The 18,744-nt window shown below is 70.1% G+C and carries 14 protein-coding genes; 8 read left to right on the forward strand and 6 right to left on the reverse strand.

Translation table 11 applies throughout. The annotated features are described in order from the left end of the window. Positions 1–46: 46 nt before the first annotated feature. The 4 genes from MW290_RS17865 to MW290_RS17880 all read left to right on the forward strand — a co-directional run bounded on the left by MW290_RS17865 (position 47) and on the right by MW290_RS17880 (position 4,816). A complete protein-coding gene (locus tag MW290_RS17865) occupies positions 47–793 on the forward strand; it encodes a response regulator (protein ID WP_250199051.1) in 747 nt (248 codons plus the stop codon). After that, complete coding sequence (locus MW290_RS17870) at positions 790–2,559, forward strand: ATP-binding protein (RefSeq protein ID WP_250199052.1); 1,770 nt, start codon at positions 790–792, stop codon at positions 2,557–2,559. Before MW290_RS17865 ends, MW290_RS17870 begins: the two co-directional genes overlap by 4 nt. 48 nt (positions 2,560–2,607) lie before the next feature. Then, complete coding sequence (locus tag MW290_RS17875; RefSeq protein WP_250199053.1) at positions 2,608–3,630, forward strand: SGNH/GDSL hydrolase family protein; 1,023 nt, start codon at positions 2,608–2,610, stop codon at positions 3,628–3,630. A 142-nt stretch (positions 3,631–3,772) separates the two neighbouring features. After that, the gene (locus MW290_RS17880; RefSeq protein ID WP_250199054.1) at positions 3,773–4,816 is read left to right on the forward strand and encodes an SGNH/GDSL hydrolase family protein; all 1,044 of its coding nucleotides are present in this window, start codon (positions 3,773–3,775) and stop codon (positions 4,814–4,816) included. Positions 4,817–4,943: 127 nt separating this feature from the next. Here MW290_RS17880 and MW290_RS17885 read toward each other — a convergent pair whose 3' ends face one another. Then, positions 4,944–5,798 carry a segregation and condensation protein A gene (locus MW290_RS17885; RefSeq protein WP_250199055.1) on the reverse strand — a complete coding sequence of 285 codons (855 nt, stop codon included), beginning with the start codon at positions 5,796–5,798 and terminating at the stop codon, positions 4,944–4,946. Positions 5,799–5,816: 18 nt separating this feature from the next. Further along, complete coding sequence (locus MW290_RS17890) at positions 5,817–6,020, reverse strand: DUF3460 family protein (RefSeq protein WP_250199056.1); 204 nt, start codon at positions 6,018–6,020, stop codon at positions 5,817–5,819. A gap of 50 nt (positions 6,021–6,070) precedes the next feature. Between MW290_RS17890 and bamE the strand changes: the two genes are divergently transcribed. Then, positions 6,071–6,574 (forward strand): outer membrane protein assembly factor BamE domain-containing protein, encoded by a 504-nt coding sequence (gene bamE, locus MW290_RS17895; RefSeq protein WP_250199057.1) that lies wholly within the window; start codon positions 6,071–6,073, stop codon positions 6,572–6,574. Here bamE and MW290_RS17900 read toward each other — a convergent pair. Continuing rightward, positions 6,540–8,237, reverse strand: coding sequence for a SulP family inorganic anion transporter (locus MW290_RS17900; protein WP_250199058.1), 1,698 nt, complete (start codon positions 8,235–8,237; stop codon positions 6,540–6,542). The genes bamE and MW290_RS17900 overlap by 35 nt on opposite strands. A 224-nt stretch (positions 8,238–8,461) precedes the next feature. Here MW290_RS17900 and MW290_RS17905 point away from each other — a divergent pair, with 224 nt between their 5' ends. Further along, entirely contained in the window at positions 8,462–9,721 is a 1,260-nt protein-coding gene (locus tag MW290_RS17905) for an esterase-like activity of phytase family protein (RefSeq protein ID WP_250199059.1), read from the forward strand. A 3-nt stretch (positions 9,722–9,724) separates the two neighbouring features. On the opposite strand, the gene metG is transcribed toward MW290_RS17905, so the two are convergent. Then, positions 9,725–11,767, reverse strand: coding sequence for a methionine--tRNA ligase (gene metG, locus MW290_RS17910; RefSeq protein ID WP_250199060.1), 2,043 nt, complete (start codon positions 11,765–11,767; stop codon positions 9,725–9,727). A gap of 214 nt (positions 11,768–11,981) precedes the next feature. Between metG and MW290_RS17915 the strand changes: the two genes are divergently transcribed. Continuing rightward, positions 11,982–14,051 (forward strand): Ig-like domain-containing protein, encoded by a 2,070-nt coding sequence (locus tag MW290_RS17915; RefSeq protein ID WP_250199061.1) that lies wholly within the window; start codon positions 11,982–11,984, stop codon positions 14,049–14,051. A 120-nt stretch (positions 14,052–14,171) separates the two neighbouring features. Here the strand turns inward: MW290_RS17915 and MW290_RS17920 are convergent, their stop codons facing one another. Then, on the reverse strand, positions 14,172–15,746 hold the full coding sequence (locus MW290_RS17920; RefSeq protein WP_250199062.1) for an OpgD/OpgG family glucan biosynthesis protein: 1,575 nt from the start codon (positions 15,744–15,746) through the stop codon (positions 14,172–14,174). 67 nt (positions 15,747–15,813) lie between these two features. After that, positions 15,814–17,439 carry an OpgD/OpgG family glucan biosynthesis protein gene (locus tag MW290_RS17925; protein WP_250199063.1) on the reverse strand — a complete coding sequence of 542 codons (1,626 nt, stop codon included), beginning with the start codon at positions 17,437–17,439 and terminating at the stop codon, positions 15,814–15,816. 187 nt (positions 17,440–17,626) lie between these two features. Here MW290_RS17925 and apbC point away from each other — a divergent pair, with 187 nt between their 5' ends. Next, entirely contained in the window at positions 17,627–18,721 is a 1,095-nt protein-coding gene (apbC, locus tag MW290_RS17930; RefSeq protein ID WP_250199064.1) for an iron-sulfur cluster carrier protein ApbC, read from the forward strand. Positions 18,722–18,744: the final 23 nt, after the last annotated feature.

An 18,744-nucleotide genomic window follows, 5' to 3' on the forward strand; every position in this document is an offset into this window, starting at 1 on the left:
CATCCCCCTCAGAAAGCCGCCGCAAGGCGGCCACGAGGAGCTTGCCATGAAGGTGCTGTTGGTCGATGACCATCCCCTGATCCTGTCCGCCCTGCAGGGCGTGATCCGCGGCCTCGGTGACGACGTCACCGTCGTCGGCGTGGCCAGCGCAGCCGAGCTGCGCCAGCAGCTGGCCACCGACGCCGAGTTCGACCTCGTGCTGCTGGACCTGCAGCTGGGCGATGCCAACGGCTTCGACGTGCTGACCGAGCTGCGCAGCCAGCATCCGGCGCTGCCGGTGGTGGTGGTGTCGGCCTCCGACCGCGCCAGCGACGTCATCCAGGCCATCGACCTGGGCGCGATGGGCTTCGTGCCCAAGCGTGCCTCCAACGAGATGCTGTTCGAGGCGCTGCGCCTGGTGATGTCGGGCGGCATCTTCGTGCCACCGATGTCGCTGGGCGGCGACTACAGCGCCGCGCCGCCGCCGGTGGCCGAGGACGAGACCGTGCCCGACGTGATGCGCATCGCCCAGCAGGCCGAGGCCACGCCTTTCCAGCAGAACGCACCGTCGCTGGCCTCGCTGGGCCTGACGCCGCGCCAGGCCGACGTGCTGGCGCAGCTGCTGCAGGGCAAACCCAACAAGCTCATCGCGCGTGAGATGAACCTGTCGGTGGAAACGGTCAAGGACCATGTGGCCGCGGTGCTGCGGGCCCTCAACGTGAGCTCGCGCACGCAGGCGGTGCTGGCCGTCAGCCAGATGACGCAGGGCCAGCTGCCCAGCTTCCAGGCCTGGAAGCCGAATCGCCGCGGATGAAGGCCGACCAGATCCGGGCGCTGATTGCCCAGAGCCCCGCGTCGCTGACCGGCAACGCGGTCGGCTTCGGCGTGATGGTGGGCGTGTTCTTCCCGCTGGCCCACCCGCTGGTGCTGGGCGGCTGGGTGGCCGCGGTGATGCTGCTGTGGCTGCTGCGCCTGGGCCACTGGTGGCGCTACCGCCAGCGCGAGCTGGCCGGCACGCTGGACGATGCCACCTTGCTGGGCTGGGTGCGCAGCTACGTGGTGCTGGTGCTGCTGCAGGGTGCGCAATGGGGCGCGGCGGTGTGGCTGTTCTGGAACCTGGGCACGCCATACCACCGGCTGGCGCTGATCCTGGTGGCCTATGCCTACACGCTGGGCGCGGTGCAGCTGCTGGTCACCCAGGGCAAGGTGTTCAACGCCTTCATCAGCCTGATCCTGGTGCCCACCATCGCCCGCATCGTCACCGACCGCAGCGAGCCCTTCCACTGGCAGCTGGCCGTGGTGCTGGGCGTGATCTTCGTGGCCACGCTGGTCATCGGCCGCACGCACCGCAGCGCGCTGGCGCAGGCCATCTCGCTGAAGGCGCGCACCGACCAGCTCGCGGCGCAGCTGCGGGTGGAAAAGGCCGCGGCCGACGAGGCCCGCCGCGCGGCCGAAGCGGCCAGCCGCGCCAAGACCCAGTTCTTCGCGGCGGCCAGCCACGACCTTCGGCAGCCGCTGCATGCGATGGGCCTGTTCGCCGAGGCGCTGCGCCAGCGCATCCGCGACCCCGAGGTGGCCTCGCTGGTCAACAGCATCAACGAGAGCGTGGACGCGCTGGAGGGCCTGTTCGGCGAGCTGCTGGACATCACCCGCATCGACAGCGGCGGCGTGGACGTGAACCCGCACCCGGTGCGTATGAAGGAGGTGTTCACCCGGCTGCGTCTGCACTTCGAGCCGCTGGCCTTCGAGAAAGGCCTGGCGCTGAGCTTCCATGGCGACCAGCGCGTGGCCCAGACCGACCCGCTGCTGCTGGAGCGCATCCTGCGCAATCTGGTGAGCAACGCCATCCGCTACACCGAAGATGGCGGCGTGCTGGTCAGCTGCCGGCAGCGCGGCGAACGGCTGCTGGTGCAGGTGTGGGACAGCGGCATCGGCGTGTCCGAGGCGGCGCTGCCCCGCATCTTCGAAGAGTTCTACCAGGTGCACACCAGCCGCCCGCTGGAGGCGCACCACCGCAAGGGCCTGGGCCTGGGGCTGGCCATCGTCAAGCGCCTGGCCGACCTGCTGCAGGCACCGCTGACGGTGCGCTCGCGGGTGGACCGTGGCACCGTGTTCAGCCTGGAGCTGCCGGTGGGCATCGAGCAGCGCCGGGTCGAGCGCGACCTCACCCGCAGCAAGGCGGCCCTGGGCCTGACCCTCAACGGCCGCCGCATGGTGGTGGTGGAGGACGAAGCCGCGGTGCGCGAGGGCCTGGTGGTGCTGCTGCAGGCCTGGGGCGCGCAGGTGGATGCCTTCGAGACGGTGGAGGCGGTGCAGGCCTGGGCCGCCCAGCCCGGCACGCCGCAGCCCGACTTGCTGATCGTCGACTACCGGCTGCCGGCCGGCACCACCGGGCTGGAGGCGCTGGCCGTGCTGCGCGCACGCTGGCCCCGTGCGCAGCTGCCGGCCATCGTGGTCACCGGCAGCAGCCTGGGCGGGCATGAGGACGAATCGGCGACGCACGACTTCCACCTGCTGATCAAGCCGGTGCTGCCCAACAAGCTGCGGGCGATGATCGCTTTCAAGCTGGGGATGCGCTGATCGGCGGCCTGCGGCTAGAGTGCCCGCTTTACCCCGGGGAGAAGTCGCATGCCGTTCCGTCGTCCTTTTCTGGGGGGGCGCCTGCACCCGCTGACCTTGGCGCTCAGCCTGCTGCTGGCAGCGCCGCTGGCCCAGGCGGCCGGCAGCTTCAGCGGTCTGTACGTGCTGGGCGACAGCCTGTCCGATGTCGGCAATGCGGCGCTGGCGGTCGGCACCGATCAGAACCAGGTCATCCTTTCCGACCTGTACGTGCCGCAGCGGCCTTATGCCAGCGGCACCTTGTCCAACGGGCCGGTGTGGGCCAGCTATTTCTCCAACAGCCTGGGCCTGGGCGACTCCCTGCCTTCGCTGGGCGGCGGCACCAACTACGCCTTTGGCGGCGCCCGCACCAGCGGCGGCAGCGCGCCCAGCCTGACCACGCAGGCCGGGCAGCTGCTGGCTGCGGCAGGCGGCAAGCCCTTGCCGTCGGATGCGCTGTACGTGGTGGCCGGCGGCGGCAACAACGCCCGTGATGCGCTGGCCGACATCCTGGGCGGTGCCAACGTGGAAAGCACCCTGTCTGCGGCGACCAGCACCTATGCCAACGACATCGGCAGCATCGTCGATGGCCTGCAGGCGGCGGGGGCCCGCCACATCGTCGTGTGGAACACGCCCAATCTCGGGCTGGTCCCTGCGGCCATCGCGTCGGGGCCCGTCGCGCAGTTCGGTGCCAGCTCCCTGGCGCAGCAGATGAACGTGGCGCTGGCCGCCCGACTGGCCAGCGAAGCCGACGTGCTCACGTTCGATCTTTATGGCCTGTTGACCAACGTCGTCGCGCAGACGCAGCAGTCGCCGGCCACCTCCAGCTTCACCAACGTCACGCAGGCCTGCGGCAACCCGGCAGCGTTCTGCGACCCGGCCACCGCGCTGTTCTGGGATGGCATCCACCCCACCACGCTGGGGCATCAGGTCATCGCCGCCGGGATGGTGGCCACGGTGGCGGCCATCCCTGAGCCGCAAACCTATGCCCTGATGCTGGGCGGCTTGGCCATGGTGGGATGGGCTGCGCGCCGCCAACGCACCAAGATGTAACAGGCGCGACCAAGTAAGCGGGCACTCGCTCGCGGTTTATCGTGCTTTAAGCCACAGGTTGCTGCGGTGCGGCAGCCGGTCGGGCTATCCTTCGGACACCTAGGCGAAACAAGTGTTACAGCCTGCGTCCAAGGAGCGTCCGTTGAAGCATCGAAATTCTGTCAAACGCGTACTGGCAGCTGCGCTGCTGGTGATGGTGAGCAGTGCCCAGGCCGGCTTTTCCGGGGTGTACCTGTTCGGCGACAGCCTCACCGACACCGGCAACGACGGCGTGGTGCTGACCCAGATCCAACAGGCGGGCATTCCCGTCGCGACTACCACCGACCCGGCCTGGGTGACCAGCAACGCCTATGTGTCCACCCGCCCGTTCGACCAGGGTTCGTTCACCAACGGCGTGGCCTGGGCGGTGCCCTTCGCGCAGGCGCTGGGCGTGAACCTGATGCCCTCGCTGCTGGGCGGCACCAACTACGCGTACGGCGGCGCCGAAACCGGCCGCGACGGCACCGATCTGTGTCCGGTGCTGTGCGACTTTCCGTACAGCCTGAAGAGCCAGGTGGGGCAGTACCTGAAGCCGGGGACGTCGGCCGATCCCAACGCGCTGTATGTGGTGGCCGGCGGGGGCAACAATGCCCGCAACACCATCGGAGCGATTGCCGCAGCGAGCACGCCGGCCGAGCGCTTGGGCCAGATCAACGCGCTGGCCGAGGCCTATGCCAAGAACGTGGGCGACATCGTCGACACGCTGCAGGCCGCGGGCGCCCAGCACATCGTGGTCTGGGACACGCCCAACATCGGGCTCACGCCCTCGGTGGCCAGCTTCGGTGCCGATGCGCAGACGCTCGGTCTGGCCATGACCGGCGCGATGAACTCCGCGCTGGCCGAGCGGCTGGGCGGCGAGGCGGGCGTCACCACCTTTTCGGTCTTCAGCCTGCTCAACCAGGTGGCCGCCGATCCCACGGCCTACGGCCTGAGCAATGCCACCGATGCCTGCGCCGCGCTGGGCACCGCCTGCGACCCGACGCAGTACCTGTTCTGGGACGGCGTGCACCCCACCGCCACCGGCCATGAACTGCTGGCCGATGCCATGCTGGCGCACGTGGCCGCCATCCCGGAGCCGTCGACCTATGCGCTGATGCTGGGCGGCCTGGCGGCCGTGGGCTGGTTCGCCCGGCGCAAGGCGCGGTAGTGGAGGACGGCCGGGGCCGCATCACCCGCCCGCCGGGCCGCCCCAAGGGCGGGTGCGCCCCAAGGGTCCGAAGGGCCCTTTGACAAGGGCCTGGGGGGCCGCGAGCGCAGCGAGCTTGGGGGCTCCGTCAGCTGGGTGAGTAGGCCAGGCGCACGTAGATCGGCGCGAAGGCCTCGGCCTGCGTGATCTCGAGCAGGCGCTCCCGCGCCAGCTCGAGCATCGCGATGAAGGTGACCACCAGCACCGGCGCACCGCGCGTCACGTCGAACAGCTCCTCGAACTCAACGAAGCGCTTGCCCTGCAACCGGCGCAGCACGATGCTCATGTGCTCGCGCACCGACAGCTGCTCGCGGCTGATCTTGTGGTGCTGGTTCAGCTTGGCGCGCTTGAGGATGTCGGCCCAGGCCTCGCGCAGCTCGTCGATCGAGACGTCCGGGAAGCGCGGCTTCAGGCTCTGCTCGATCGTCACCTGCGCCCGCAGGAAGTCGCGGCCCAGCACCGGCAGTGCGTCGAGCTTGAAGGCGGCCAGCTTCATCTGCTCGTACTCGATCAGCCGGCGCACCAGCTCGGCCCGCGGGTCTTCGGGCTCATGCCCGTCAGCCGACTTCTTGGGCGGCAGCAGCATCCGGCTCTTGATCTCGATGAGCATCGCGGCCATCAGCAGGTATTCGCTGGCCAGCTCCAGGTTGCTCTTGCGGATCTGGTCGACATAGGCCAGGTACTGGCGCGTCACGTCGGCCAGCGGAATGTCGAGGATGTTGAAGTTCTGCTTGCGGATCAGGTACAGCAGCAGGTCCAGCGGGCCTTCGAAGGCCTCGAGGAACACTTCCAGCGCGTCCGGCGGGATGTAGAGATCCTGCGGCATCGCGAACAGCGGCTCGCCATACAGGCGAGCCACCGCCACCGTGTCGACCACGTTCGGCTGCGCTTCCAGCACCGGGGGCGGCAGCGGGCCGCCGGTGGGCGGCGATTCGTCGGACATCGGTGGTTGGCGGGGCGCTTACTTGCCCTTGGTCTGGTAGACGTAGGGCTGCTGCGGCACGCGGGCGTCCTGGTACTCGGCCTGGGCCTGGCGGTCGATCGGGCGGTCCCACAGCAGCGAGCGTCCGGCGCGCTGCTCGGCTTCCAGCGTGGGCTTCTTCTCCTTCAGCGAGTCGATGAACTGGGTCACGTCGGACTTGTAGGGCTTCCAGAAGAGCGGCATGGCACGGTGGACAAGAATGGGCGGAACCTGAGAGTTTACCCGGGGCACCCATGACACACAGGAACTGGAACGGCCGATGGGCCGCGGCCGCCGGCCTGGCGCTGGCGCTGCTGGCCGGCTGCGACGCCGAGCGCATCGCCAAACTGGAAGAGGGCGTGGCCACCGAGGCCGACGTGCGCCAGCAGTTCGGCGAGCCGGCCGCGGTGTTCGACGAGCCTGACGGCTCGCGCACCTTCGATTACCCGCGCCAGCCCGAAGGCGCGGTCAACTACCTCATCACCATCGGCCCCGACGGCCGCATGAGCGCGCTGCGCCAGGTGCTGACGCCGCGCAACTTCGAGCGCGTGCAGCCCGGCATGACGGCCGAGCAGGTGCGCCGCCTGCTGGGCCGACCCGCCCAGCAGCAGACCTATGCGCTCAAGCAGCAGACCGAATGGGACTGGCGCTGGCGCGACGGCCAGCAGGCCAAGGTGTTCAACGTGGTGTTCGATGCGGACATGAAGGTGCTGCGCAGCGCGGTCATGGACGATCCGCGGCTGATGTCGCCGGGTTGACCGGACCACCGGCCGCAGGCGCCAGTGCCGCCAGTGCCTCGGCCAGCGTGTCGGCCACGCCGCCTGCGCCCAGCGCCGCCTCCAGCCCGCCGCGCCGCACCAGGGAGCGCGGCTGCTCGTTCAGGTCGGCCAGCACCAGCCGCACGCCGCGGCGCTGCAGCACCCGGTGCAGCTGCTGCATGGCGTCCAGGCCCGAGGCGTCCATCGACACCAGCCGCTGCATCTCCAGCACCACGGCGCGGGTGCCGGCCGGCACCCGGTTCTCCAGCTCCTCGATCTTGCCCACCGCGCCGAAGAAGAGGGCGCCGTACAGCCGCAGCACCACCACGCCGGGCACCGGCACTTCCAGCGGCTGCGCGCGGAACAGCGTGCCCATGCGCCAGATGAAGAACACGCAGGCCGACACCAGCCCCACCTCCACTGCCACCGTGAGGTCGAACACCACGGTGAGCACGAAGGTGCCCAGCAGTGTGGTGCGGTAGCCCAGCGAGAACTGCCGCAGCCGGGCGAACTCGTGCCACTCGCCCATGTTCCAGGCCACGAACAGCAGGATGCCGGCCAGCACCGCCAGCGGCACGTACAGCGCCAGCGGCGCGGCCAGCAGCACGATGGTCAGCAGCGCCAGCGCATGCACCATGCCCGCCACCGGCGTGGTGGCGCCGGCCCGCAGGTTGGTGACGGTGCGTGCGATGGTGCCGGTGGCCGGGATGCCGCCGAAGAAGGGGGCCACCACGTTGGCCACGCCCTGGGCCATCAGCTCCTGGTTGGGGTCGTGGCGCGGAAAGGCCGACTGGCCCAGGCTGTCGGCCACGCGCGCGCACAGCAGCGACTCGACCGCGCCCAGCAGCGCGATGGTGACGGTGGGGATGAACAGCTGCTGCACGGTCTGCCAGCTGAAGGCCGGCAACGCGAACGTGGGCAGCCCCTGCGGAATGCCGCCGAAGCGGCTGCCGATGGTTTCCACCGGCAGCGCCAGCAGCGTGGCCGCCAGCGTCAGCGTGACCAGCGCGACGATCTGCCCCGGCAGGCGGCCCGCGGCCTTGACCAGCGGCGGCACGTCACGCCGGAACAGCCGCGGCCACAGCATCAGCCCGCCGAAGCACAGCAGCCCCAGTACCAGCGCATGCGGGTTGAAGCTGGGCAGCGCGGCGCCCAGCGTGTGCAGCTGCGCGAAGAAGTCGGCCGGCAGCTTGTCTACCTTCAAGCCCAGCAGGTCGCGCACCTGCGACAGCGCGATCAGCACCGCGATGCCGTTGGTGAAGCCGATGACGATGTTGACCGGCACATAGCGCACCAGCGCGCCCAGCCGCAGCAGCCCCATCAGGAACAGCAGCACGCCGGCCAGCACGGTGGCGATCAGCAGGTTGGCCAGGCCGTAGCGCTCGACGATGCCGTAGACGATGACGATGAAGGCACCCGCCGGCCCGCCGATCTGCACGTTGCTGCCGCCCAGCGCGGAGATGAGGAAGCCGGCGATGATGGCCGTGAACAGCCCCGCCTCGGGCTTGACGCCGCTGGCAATCGCAAAGGCCATGGCCAATGGCAGCGCGACGATGCCCACGGTGAGGCCGGCGCCGGCATCGGCGAAGAAGCGGTCGCGCGTGTAGCCCTTCAGGCTGCTGACGAGGCGCGGGCGAAAGCGGTGAAGCGGAAGCGGGGGCATGCGGTCTCCGGAGGGCTGCGGGAAGGAACGGGCCGACACGCCGCCGCCGGAGGACCGCAGTGGTGCACCCGCGCCATGAAGCGGCGCCGCCGGGAGGGCGGCAACAGCGGCAGGGTGCGGGGTACCTCGGTCACAGCCCGGATTGTGCGCCGGAGCGTCCGCTTTCATGCGCAGGTCATGCAGCGCGGCCAGCATGCGCGGTCGTTTTCAACCGCTGCCACACCATGACCGCACCTGCCTCGCTCCTTCGCCCACTGGCCGCCGCCGCGGCACTGGCCTTTGCCGCCTCGGCCTCGCTGGCCGCCAGCCCGCTGGACTACATCGGCCAGGCCACGCTGGCCACCGGCACCATGTTCGCCGGCACCCAGGTCGGCGGTCTGTCCGGCATCGACTACGACGCCGCCACGCAGAGCTACGTCGCCATCAGCGACGACCGCAGCCAGATCAACCCGGCGCGCTACTACCGCATGACGCTGGACGTGGCGCAGTTCCAGCGCGCCAACAACGCCAGCGGCGCCGGCGTTCAGTTCACCGGCGTCACCACGCTGCGCGATGTCAACGGCCAGCCCTTCGCCGCCAACGGCGTCGATCCGGAATCCATCCGTCTGGTGCGCGGCGCCAATGGCCCTTCGCTGCTGTGGACCAACGAAGGCCTGCGCAGCGGCAACACCTACCAGAACCCCACGCTGCGCCAGATGTACCTGGACGGCACGCCGATGCGCAGCTTCGAGGTGCCCACGGCCTACCTGCCGGCCGGCAGCGCCGCCGGCACCGTGGCGGGGGACCGCGGCATCCGCAACAACCTGGCCTTTGAAAGCCTGACCCTGTCCACCGACGGCAGCCGCGCCTACGTGGCCACCGAAGGGGCGCTGGTGCAGGACGGCCCGGCCGCTTCGCTGGCCGCCGGCAGCAACAGCCGCGTGGCGGAGTTCAACCTGGCCAGCGGCCAGCGCAGCGCCGAATACGTGTACCGCACCGACGCCATCGTCAACGCGCCCACGCCGGGCGGCTTTGCCGACAACGGCCTGGTGGAACTGCTGGCGGTGAGCGAGGGCCGCTTCATCGCGATGGAGCGCTCGTTCGCGGCCGGCTCGGGCTACAACATCCGCCTGTACCTGACGGACACCGTCGGCGCCACCGACGTCTCGTCGCTGGCTTCGCTGCAGGGCGCCAGCTTCAGCGCGATGCGCAAGTCGCTGCTGCTGGACCTGGGCACGCTGCGCAACGATGACGGCACGGCCCTGGTGCTGGACAACGTGGAAGGCATCACCTGGGGCGCCGACGCGGGCGGCCGCAAGACGCTGATGCTGGTGGCCGACAACAACTTCTCGGGCAGCGAGTTCACCCAGTTCATCGCACTGGGTGTCAATGCCGACCTGGCCACCGCGCCGGTGCCCGAGCCGGGCACCTATGCGCTGATGCTGGGCGGCCTGGCGCTGCTGGGCGCGTTTGCCCGTAACCGCCAGGCTCGCTGCGCTCGCTGAGCCTTACCGCACCCGCATGCCGGGTTGCGCGCCCAGGCCGGGCTCCAGCACGAAGATGCCGGGCTCGGCCTTCTCGTCGGCATGCGAGGCGGCCAGCACCATGCCTTCGCTGACGCCGAACTTCATCTTGCGCGGCGCCAGGTTGGCCACCATCACCGTCAGCTTGCCGATCAGGTCTTCCGGCCGGTAGGCCGACTTGATGCCGCTGAACACGTTGCGGGTGCGGCCTTCGCCCACGTCCAGCGTCAGCCGCAGCAGCTTGTCGCTGCCTTCCACGGCTTCGGCGTTCACGATCTTGGCGATGCGCAGGTCGACCTTGGTGAAGTCGTCGATCTTGATCTCGGGCGCGATGTCCTCGCCGCCCGGCACCACCTTGGGCGCGGGCGGCGGCGCCAGCAGTTCGTCCAGCTGCTTGGTGTCCACACGCTGCAGCAGGTGCTTGAACTCGCCGATGCGCTCGACCTGCGAAGGGCCGATGCTGCGCTCGAAGCGCACGTTCAGGAACTGGGCCGCACTGGCCGCCGTGGCCGGCAGCACCGGCGCCAGCAGGCGCGTCAGCAGCTCGAAGGCGCGGATCAGCGTGCTGCACACCTGGTGCAGGCGCTCGGCCTGCTCGGGCTTCTTGGCCAGTTCCCAGGGCTTGTTCTCGTCGGTGTAGCCGTTGACCACATCGGCCAGCGCCATGATGTCGCGCAGCGCCTTGCCGTACTCACGCTCGTTGAACAGCTGGCACAGCGCCGGCTGCGCCGCCACGATCTGGTCGTGGATGGCGGCATCGGCCGCCGGCAGCTCGGCCACCGGCAGCACCTGGCCGCCGAAGCGCTTGTTCAGGAAGCCCGCAGCCCGGCTGGCGATGTTGACGTACTTGCCCACCAGGTCGGAGTTGACCCGCGCCACGAAGTCGTCGGGGTTGAAGTCCACGTCTTCCACCCGGCCGTTGAGCTTGGCCGCCAGGTAGTAGCGCAGCCACTCGGCGTTCATGCCCAGCTGCAGGTACTTCAGCGGCGACAGGCCGGTGCCGCGGCTCTTGCTCATCTTCTCGCCGCTGAGCTGCAGGAAGCCGTGCACGTAGATGTGGTCGGGCGTCTTGCGGCCGCTGAAATGCAGCATCGCCGGCCAGAACAGCGTGTGGAAGTAGGTGATGTCCTTGCCGATGAAGTGGATCTGCTCCACCGTGGGGTCGGCGAAGAAGGCGTCGTAGTCGCGGCCGATCTTGCCGAAGTAGTTCTTCAGCGAAGCCAGGTAGCCCACCGGCGCGTCCAGCCACACGTAGAAGTACTTGTCCTCGGTGTCGGGGATGCGGATGCCGAAGTACGGCGCGTCGCGGCTGATGTCCCAGTCGGCCAGGCCGCCGTGGCCATGCTCGTCCACCGCGAACCATTCGCTGATCTTGTTCAGCACTTCCGGCTGCAGGCGGCCGGCCGAGTGCGTCCACTCCTTCAAGAAATCCAGGCAGCGCTGCGACGACAGCTGGAAGAAGTAGTGCACGCTGGTCTTGAGCACCGGCGTGGCGCCGGTCAGCGCCGAGAACGGGTTCTTCAGCTCGGTGGGCGAATACACCGCGCCGCACACCTCGCAGCTGTCGCCGTACTGGTCCTTGGCACCGCACCTGGGACACTCGCCCTTGATGTAGCGGTCGGGCAGGAACATGTTCTTCACCGGGTCGAAGAACTGCTCGATCGAACGCTCGGTGATCAGGCCGGCCTTGCGCAGCGCGCGGTAGATGTCCTGCGCCAGTTCGTGGTTCTCGGGCCCGTCGGTGGAGTGCCAGTTGTCGAAGGCGATGTGGAAGCCGTCGAGGTACTGCTGGCGGCCGGCGGCGATCTCGGCCACGAAGGCCTGCGGCGTCTTGCCCGCCTTCTCGGCCGCGATCATGATCGGCGCGCCGTGGGCATCGTCGGCCCCCACGAAGTGCACTTCGTGGCCCTGCATGCGCTGGTGCCGCACCCAGATGTCGGCCTGGATGTACTCCATCATGTGGCCGATGTGGAAGGGCGCGTTGGCGTAGGGCAGGGCGGTGGTGACGAAGATTTTGCGGTGGGTCATGTGGTGCACGCCGGGGCATTGGGGCCGCCGGGGCGATCTGGGATTGTAGGAAAGCCCTGCCGGCCGCGCCGGGCTGCGGGCGTCTCCTTCCGATGCAGGAGGCAACGGACCGTGCTCCTGCGGCTTGCGGATGCCGGCGCCGGTCTGGGCGCCGCAGATTGGGCGCCGCAGCAGTGGCCGGATGGACCGGCCACGCACTCGCCAGGAGCACCTCATGTCCCACCTGCTTCGTCCGCACGGCCGCCACGGCCCTTCGCACTTCGCCAGCCCGCCTCGAGCGCGGCGGCCCCTGCTCGTCAGCCTGGTCACGGCCGTGCTGGCCGCCGGCCTGGTGGCCGGCTGCGGCAGCGATGGCGGCGACGCCAGCGTGCTGGACGCCAACCCCGACTCCGCCGCCACCGCATGGAACACGCCGGTGACGGTGGACGTGCTGGCCAACGACACCAGCAACGAAGGCCCGGTGACCGTGGCCGCCGTGTCCAAGCCCGCGCACGGCACCGCCCGCATGGTGGACGGCAAGCTGGTCTACACGCCCGATGCCGGCTGGTTCGGCACCGAGACCTTCAGCTACACCGCCAGCGGCGCCAGCATCCGCACAGACGTGGCAGTGACGGTGGCCGTGCAGGCCCGCATGACGCTCAGCGGCACCGTGGCCGATGCGCCGCTGGCCAACGCACCGGTGACGGTGGCGGTGGGCAAGAGCAGCTTCAGCGCCACCACCGATGCCGATGGCCGCTACCGCGTGGACGTGACCGCCGCCAGCCAGGCGGATGTGGTGCGGATCGAGGCCACCGGCACCGGCGCGCAGGCGACGGTGCGGCTGGTGGGCTTTGCCGGCAGCGCGGGCGAGGTGGCCGCCGGGGTGGACGGCAGCGGCCTGGTGACGGCCACCGCGGCGCCGGGGCTGAACGTGTCGCACCTCAGCACCGCGGTGGCGGCGCTGCTGTCGCGGCCGGCTGCGGGTGCGCCGACGACCAGCTCTGCCCTGGCCACGGCGCTGGACACGGTCGATGCCGACGCCGCCCTGGCGCTGGCCACCGCGCTGCACCTGGTGATCGACGGCGGGCAGGCGCTGCCGGCGGGAAAGGCCGACAGCTGGGCGCTGGCGCTGGACGCGGCGGCGGTTCGCGCGTTGCGCGACCGCTGGCAGGCTGAGGACTACGACCGCTGGTACCAGGGCTACCTCGATGCGCTGGCAGCGGCGCCGACATCGGCTTTTGCGGGCCCAAGCGCCGCGCCTGCGCTGATGGTGCTCTACGCCGGCAGCAGTGGCGGCGAGCACTGGCAGCTGCGCCCTGGTGGCACCGGCACCGCCACCAGCGCTGCCGGCACCAGCGAGTTGACCTGGCAGGTGCAGGACGGCCAGCTGCTGCTGCGCTATGCCACGCCCTTTGCCAGCGAGGTGTACGACCTGCTGGACGCGACCACGGGCACCTACGGCATGGTGCGCCAGGAGGTCACGGGCCTGCAGGTGCAAGGCCTGGGCGGCCCGCTGGTGAAGGTGCAGCAGACGCTGCGCCAGACCGCGCTGGAAGGGGCGAAGGCCGGCCAGGTGATCGCCGACGACGTGGCCAGAGGCTGGTATGTGCAAAGCCTGGCGACGCGGCTCGATGCCTACCCGGTGGCCGCCGCCGACCTGCCGGTGGGCACCCGCTGGGCCGGGCCCGTGGTGAAGGAAGCCACCGAGCGCTTTGTCTCGCTGGACAGCGACGTGATGGAGGTGACCGCTGCCAACCAGGTCAAGCTGGCATTCGCCAACGAGACCCGCAGCCTGAGCGTGGCCGACGGCAGCTTCGTGCTCAAGAACGCAGCCGGCGTGGAGTGGCGCTACACCCGGCTGCGGCCAGCGGATGCACAAGGGCTCGAAGCCTGGCTGGTGCAAGGCCGCGTCGGCACGCCGCAGGCCTGGGCCGAGGTGGTGCCGATGGCGCCGCTGGCCAAGGTCTACACGCCCGCGGCGGCCGATCTGGCGCGCGACTGGGTGATCGACGCCGACTCCGGCTTCAACAGCTACCACGTGGTGCTGCGGGCCGACGGCACGGCCAGCCGGGGTGGCGCAGACGCCACCTGGTCACTGCGGCCGGACGGCGAAGTGCGCGTGGTGCAGGTGTACGGCGGCGGCTACCAGCGCTGGCTGCAATGGTGGCCGGTGGCCCTGGCCGACGGCCGGTTGCTGGTGCTGCGGCGCATCGTGGACACGGCGGATGGCACCGAGCCGTCGCCGGAGCTGGCCGCCCAGGTGGGCCGCTATCTGCAGGCCTGGCAGGCGAGCGACGGCAGCTGAAGCGGCGGGGGTCCGCTCAGTCCCGCCGGGCCGCCCCAAGGGACTGAGATCCCCAAGGGTCCGAAGGACCCTCTTACAAGGGCCTGGGGGGCGCGAGCGCAGTGAGCTTGGGGGCCACATTCAGCCGACTGCCCGCTCCGCCGCGGGCGGCGGCTGCAGCTGGTACAGCCAGGTCTCGGTCAGTGCCCGGTCGCCGCTGCGCAGGTACAGGCGCAGCGTGATCTGCTCGGTGCTGCCATCGGGCGGTACCAGGTCGAACATCGCGCGGTAGCCGTTGATGGCGTCCAGCGGCCGCGCCGAGGTGATCTCCACCTTGCCGCGGCTGACGCTGATCACCGGCTCCACCTTGGCGCCGGCCGGCAGGCGCGCCAGTTCGCCGCCCGCGAAGTCGATGGCGAAGCGCCACGACCAATACGGGCGCGGCTGGCCCACCACGCCACCCAGGCCGGTGCGGGTGGCCACGCAGCGGGCCAGCGGCGGCTGCACCGGCGGCTCGGCGCCCCAGTGCAACCGGTAGGCGAACAAGGCCTCACGCCCCGGCACCAGCGGCTGCGCGGGGTTCCAGAAGGCGACGATGTTGTCGAAGGTCTCGTCCACCGTGGGGATCTCGGTCAGCTGCACCGAGCCCGCGCCCCAGTCGCCCTTGGGTTCCACCCACAGGCTGGGCCGGCGGTCGTAGAACACACCGTCGTCCTGGTAGTGGTTGAAGTCGCGGTCGCGCTGCAGCAGGCCGAAGCCGCGCGGCTGCTGGTCGGCAAAGGCGTTGAAGGCCAGCGTGCGTGGGTTGGTCAGCGGTCGCCAGATCCATTCGCCGCCGCCGGTGTGCATCGCCAGGCCGTCGGAGTCGTGGATCTCCGGCCGCCAGTCGTTGGCCATGCGGCGGTCGTTTTCGCCCGCCTGGTACATGCTGGTGCAGGGCGCGATGCCCAATCGCTCGATCGACTTGCGGGGGTACAAGGCGGCGTCCACGTCCATCACCGTGGTGTCGCCCGGCGCGATGGCAAAGCGGTAGGCGCCGGCCACGCTGGGCGAATCCAGCATCGCGTAGACCACGACGGTGCCCGACGCCGGGTCGGGCCGCTCCAGGTAGAAGTCGGTGAAGTCCGGAAACTCCTCGGGCCGGCCCAGCGCGGTGTCGATGGCCAGGCCGCGCGCCGACAGGCCGTACTGCTTGCTGGCGCCCACCGCGCGGAAGTAGCTGGCGCCCAGGAACGCGGCCATGTCCAGCTTGAAGTTGGTGTCGAAGTTCAGGCGAAAGCCGGCGAAGCCCAGGTTGGGCGGCTGGCGGCTGCCGTCCAGCCCGCTCTTGCCGTAGTCGAACATCGCCGGGTCGTAGGCCAGCTCCTGGGCGCGGCCGCCGCGTACTTCGAACATGCGCACCGGGCGCTTGAAGAACAGGCCCAGGTGGAACAGCTTGACCTGGAAGCGCAGCTGCTCGTCGGCCCACAGCGCATGGTCGGCCTTGAACTGGATGGCCTGGTACTGGTCCCAGTTCAGCGCAGCCACGTCGGCGGGCAGGGCCGCGCCGTGCGGCTGGTAGGGCGCGCTGGCCAGCTGCCTTGCCGCGCCTTTGAGCCAGGCGTAGTCGAAGGCCTGGGCGCTGCCCAGGGGCTTGAGGCCCGCGGCGCGTGCGGCGGGCGAGAGCATAGAAAGCGCGGCGGCGCCCGCGGCGCCGAGCAGGGTCCTGCGTTGCATGAAGGCCTTGTCATGGGACATGGCCCTGGCCGGGGCAACCGCAGTGCCCGGCCCTTCGGTCACAGGTTCAGAAGGGTCGGTACTGGTAGAGCCAGGTCTCCGACAGCGTCTGGTCGCCGTTGCGCAGGTACAGGCGGATGTCCACCGGCTGCGTGCCTTCGGCGGTGAAGTCGAACTGTGCGCGCCAGTGGCCGGGCACGCCGTCGGGCACCGCCTCGGTGAACACGTACGAGAACTTGCCGCTGGCGGCGCTGAGCACCGCCTCGGGCTTGACGCCGAAGGGCAGGTCCTTCAGCGGGCCGCCGGTGAACTCGACCATGAACTTGCGCACGCCGGCCGGCCGCGGCTGGCCCGGCTGGCCGCCGCGGCCCAGCCGCGTGCCAGTGCAAAAGGCCAGCGGCGTGGGGTAGGGCTCCTTGTCGGTCCAGTGCAGGCGGTAGCGCAGGCTGTAGCGGCTGCCGGCTTTGGCGGCCTGGCGCGGCACCCACATGGCCACGGTGTTGTCGTGGATCTCGTCGTCGGTCGGGATCTCGATCAGCTGCACGTCGCCTTCGCCCCAGCCGCCGTCCAGCGGCTCCACCCAGAGGCCGGGGCGGCGGTCGTACATCACGCCGTCCAGGTAATGGTCGAAGTTGCGGTCGCGCTGCCAGAGGCCGAAGCCGCGCGGGTTGTTGTCGGCGAAGGCCGACGCCGTGGTGGCATTCGGGTTGTTCAGCGGCCGCCAGATGCGCTCGCCGGCGCCGTTCCACATCGTCAGGCCGTCGGAATCATGCACCTCGGGCCGCCAGTCGATGGCGGTGGGCTTGACCGTCTCGGAGTACCAGTACATCGACGTGAGCGGCGCCAGCCCCAGCCGCGCCACGTCCTTGCGCAGGAAAAGGCGCGCGTCCACGTCCATCAGCACCGCGGCCTCGCGCTTCATCACGAAGCGGTAGGCGCCGGTGATGCTGGGGCCTTCCAGCAGCGCATGCACGGTGACGCTGGTGCTGCCCTCGGCCGGCGGCTCGAACCAGAAATGGGTGAAGGACGGGAATTCCTCGTCCTGCCCCGGCACCGCCGGGTTGATGGCCACGCCGCGCGCCGACAGGCCGTACTGGTACAGCTCGCCGATGGCGCGGAAGTAGCTGGCGCCCAGGAAGGCCACCCAGTCGTTGCTCTTCCAGTCGAGCTTTTTCTGGTCGCCCAGCCGGCTTTCCTGGAAGCGGAAGCCGGCGAAGCCTGCGCCTTCGGGCAGCTCGCGGGCGGGGCTGTCGGCCGGCATGTCGAAGTAGCGCGGCGAGTACAAGATCTCGCGCGCGCCGAAGGCTTCGCCCTGTTTGTCCAGCACGTGCATGTGCACCGGCGTCTGGAAGAAGCGTCCCATGTGGAAGAAGGTCACCGGGAAGGGGCCGGGGCCGTCCTTGAACAACGCGCTGTCGGTGTCGAAGCGCAGCTTGCCGTGCGCTTCGTAGTCGATGCGCTCCAGCACCTCGCGCGGCAGGTTCACCAGCGCCGTGGGCGCCTGGCGCGACATGGCTTCGGCCCGCGCCACCAGCGCCTCGAACGAAAACGGCTTGCGCGGCCCCAGGCGCAGCCCGGCGGCGGCGGCCGGCTGCGCCTGCGCTGGCAGGCCCAGCGCGGCCAGGCCCAGCGCACTGCCGGCGGCGGTGATGAAGTGGCGTCGGTCGAGGCGGGTGGTGTGCTGGTCGTCCATGCGATGAGGGGGATGGTTACAACGGCGCCGAGGATATGCGCGATGCCGCGGGCACCTGTAAGCAGCCGCCATACCCGGTGGCGGCGCTCGGATGCCCGCCCAAGCCCCCAGCGGGTGGCCGGCGGCGGCCGGTCGTTAGACTGGCGGGCGCGATTTTTCGCCCGTCTTTTTGCCGTTTGCCGCCCTCATGCCCACGCCCACCGAAGCCGCGCTGCTCGCAGCCCTCCAGTCCGTCGTCGATCCCAACACCGGCGAAGACTTCGTTACCACCCGGCAGCTGCGCAACCTGCGCATCGACGGCGGTGACGTGGCCTTCGACGTGCAGCTGGGCTACCCGGCGCAAAGCCAGTTCCCGGCGCTGCGCAAGGCCCTGGTGGCCGCAGCGCGCAGCGTGGCGGGGGTGGAGAACGCCAGCGTCAACCTCAGCACCCAGATCGTGGCGCATGCGGTGCAGCGCGGCGTGCAGCTGCTGCCGGGCGTCAAGAACGTGATTGCCGTGGCCTCGGGCAAGGGCGGCGTGGGCAAGAGCACCACGGCCGCCAACCTGGCGCTGGCGCTGGCCGCCGAAGGCGCCACCGTCGGCCTGCTGGATGCCGACATCTACGGCCCCAGCCAGCCCACGATGATGGGTGTGCAGGGCCAGCCGCAAAGCCTGGACGGCAAGAGCATGGAGCCGCTGGAAGGCCACGGCGTGCAGCTGATGTCGATCGGCTTTCTGGTGCAGCCCGACCAGGCCATGATCTGGCGCGGCCCCATGGTCACACAGGCGCTGGACCAACTGCTGCGGCAGACCAACTGGAAGAACCTGGACTACCTGATCGTCGACATGCCGCCCGGCACCGGCGACGTGCAACTGAGCCTGTGCCAGCGCGTGCCGCTGACGGGCGCGGTGATCGTCACCACGCCGCAGGACATCGCGCTGCTGGACGCGCGCAAGGGCCTGAAGATGTTCGAGAAGGTGGGCGTGCCCATCCTGGGCATCGTCGAGAACATGGCGGTGCACGTGTGCTCGCAGTGCGGCCATGCCGAGCACATCTTCGGCGCCGAGGGCGGCAAGAAGATGGCGGCCGAATACCACGTGGACTACCTGGGCGCGCTGCCGCTCAAGCTGTCGATCCGCGAGCAGGCCGATGCCGGCCGGCCCACCGTGGTGGCCGAGCCCGACAGCGAGGTGGCGGGCCTGTACAAGGCGGTGGCCCGCCAGGTGGCCGTGACGGTGGCCCGCAAGGCCAAGGACTTCTCGTCCAAGTTCCCGACGATCACGATCAGCAAGGGAACCTGAATGAAAAAAGGCCCCGCGAGGGG

This window comes from Aquincola tertiaricarbonis, from assembly GCF_023573145.1.
Lineage (GTDB): Bacteria > Pseudomonadota > Gammaproteobacteria > Burkholderiales > Burkholderiaceae_C > Aquincola > Aquincola tertiaricarbonis_B.

What these genes read in the sequence shown, in the direction of transcription:
- metG (WP_250199060.1), bottom strand. Translation starts at nt 11,767, where the DNA reads ATGACCCACCGCAAAATCTTCGTCACCACCGCCCTGCCCTACGCCAAC.
- apbC (WP_250199064.1), top strand. Translation starts at nt 17,627, where the DNA reads ATGCCCACGCCCACCGAAGCCGCGCTGCTCGCAGCCCTCCAGTCCGTC.
- MW290_RS17875 (WP_250199053.1), top strand. Translation starts at nt 2,608, where the DNA reads ATGCCGTTCCGTCGTCCTTTTCTGGGGGGGCGCCTGCACCCGCTGACC.
- MW290_RS17890 (WP_250199056.1), bottom strand. Translation starts at nt 6,020, where the DNA reads ATGCCGCTCTTCTGGAAGCCCTACAAGTCCGACGTGACCCAGTTCATC.
- bamE (WP_250199057.1), top strand. Translation starts at nt 6,071, where the DNA reads ATGACACACAGGAACTGGAACGGCCGATGGGCCGCGGCCGCCGGCCTG.
- MW290_RS17920 (WP_250199062.1), bottom strand. Translation starts at nt 15,746, where the DNA reads ATGCAACGCAGGACCCTGCTCGGCGCCGCGGGCGCCGCCGCGCTTTCT.
- MW290_RS17865 (WP_250199051.1), top strand. Translation starts at nt 47, where the DNA reads ATGAAGGTGCTGTTGGTCGATGACCATCCCCTGATCCTGTCCGCCCTG.
- MW290_RS17905 (WP_250199059.1), top strand. Translation starts at nt 8,462, where the DNA reads ATGACCGCACCTGCCTCGCTCCTTCGCCCACTGGCCGCCGCCGCGGCA.
- MW290_RS17925 (WP_250199063.1), bottom strand. Translation starts at nt 17,439, where the DNA reads ATGGACGACCAGCACACCACCCGCCTCGACCGACGCCACTTCATCACC.
- MW290_RS17870 (WP_250199052.1), top strand. Translation starts at nt 790, where the DNA reads ATGAAGGCCGACCAGATCCGGGCGCTGATTGCCCAGAGCCCCGCGTCG.
- MW290_RS17885 (WP_250199055.1), bottom strand. Translation starts at nt 5,798, where the DNA reads ATGTCCGACGAATCGCCGCCCACCGGCGGCCCGCTGCCGCCCCCGGTG.
- MW290_RS17900 (WP_250199058.1), bottom strand. Translation starts at nt 8,237, where the DNA reads ATGCCCCCGCTTCCGCTTCACCGCTTTCGCCCGCGCCTCGTCAGCAGC.
- MW290_RS17915 (WP_250199061.1), top strand. Translation starts at nt 11,982, where the DNA reads ATGTCCCACCTGCTTCGTCCGCACGGCCGCCACGGCCCTTCGCACTTC.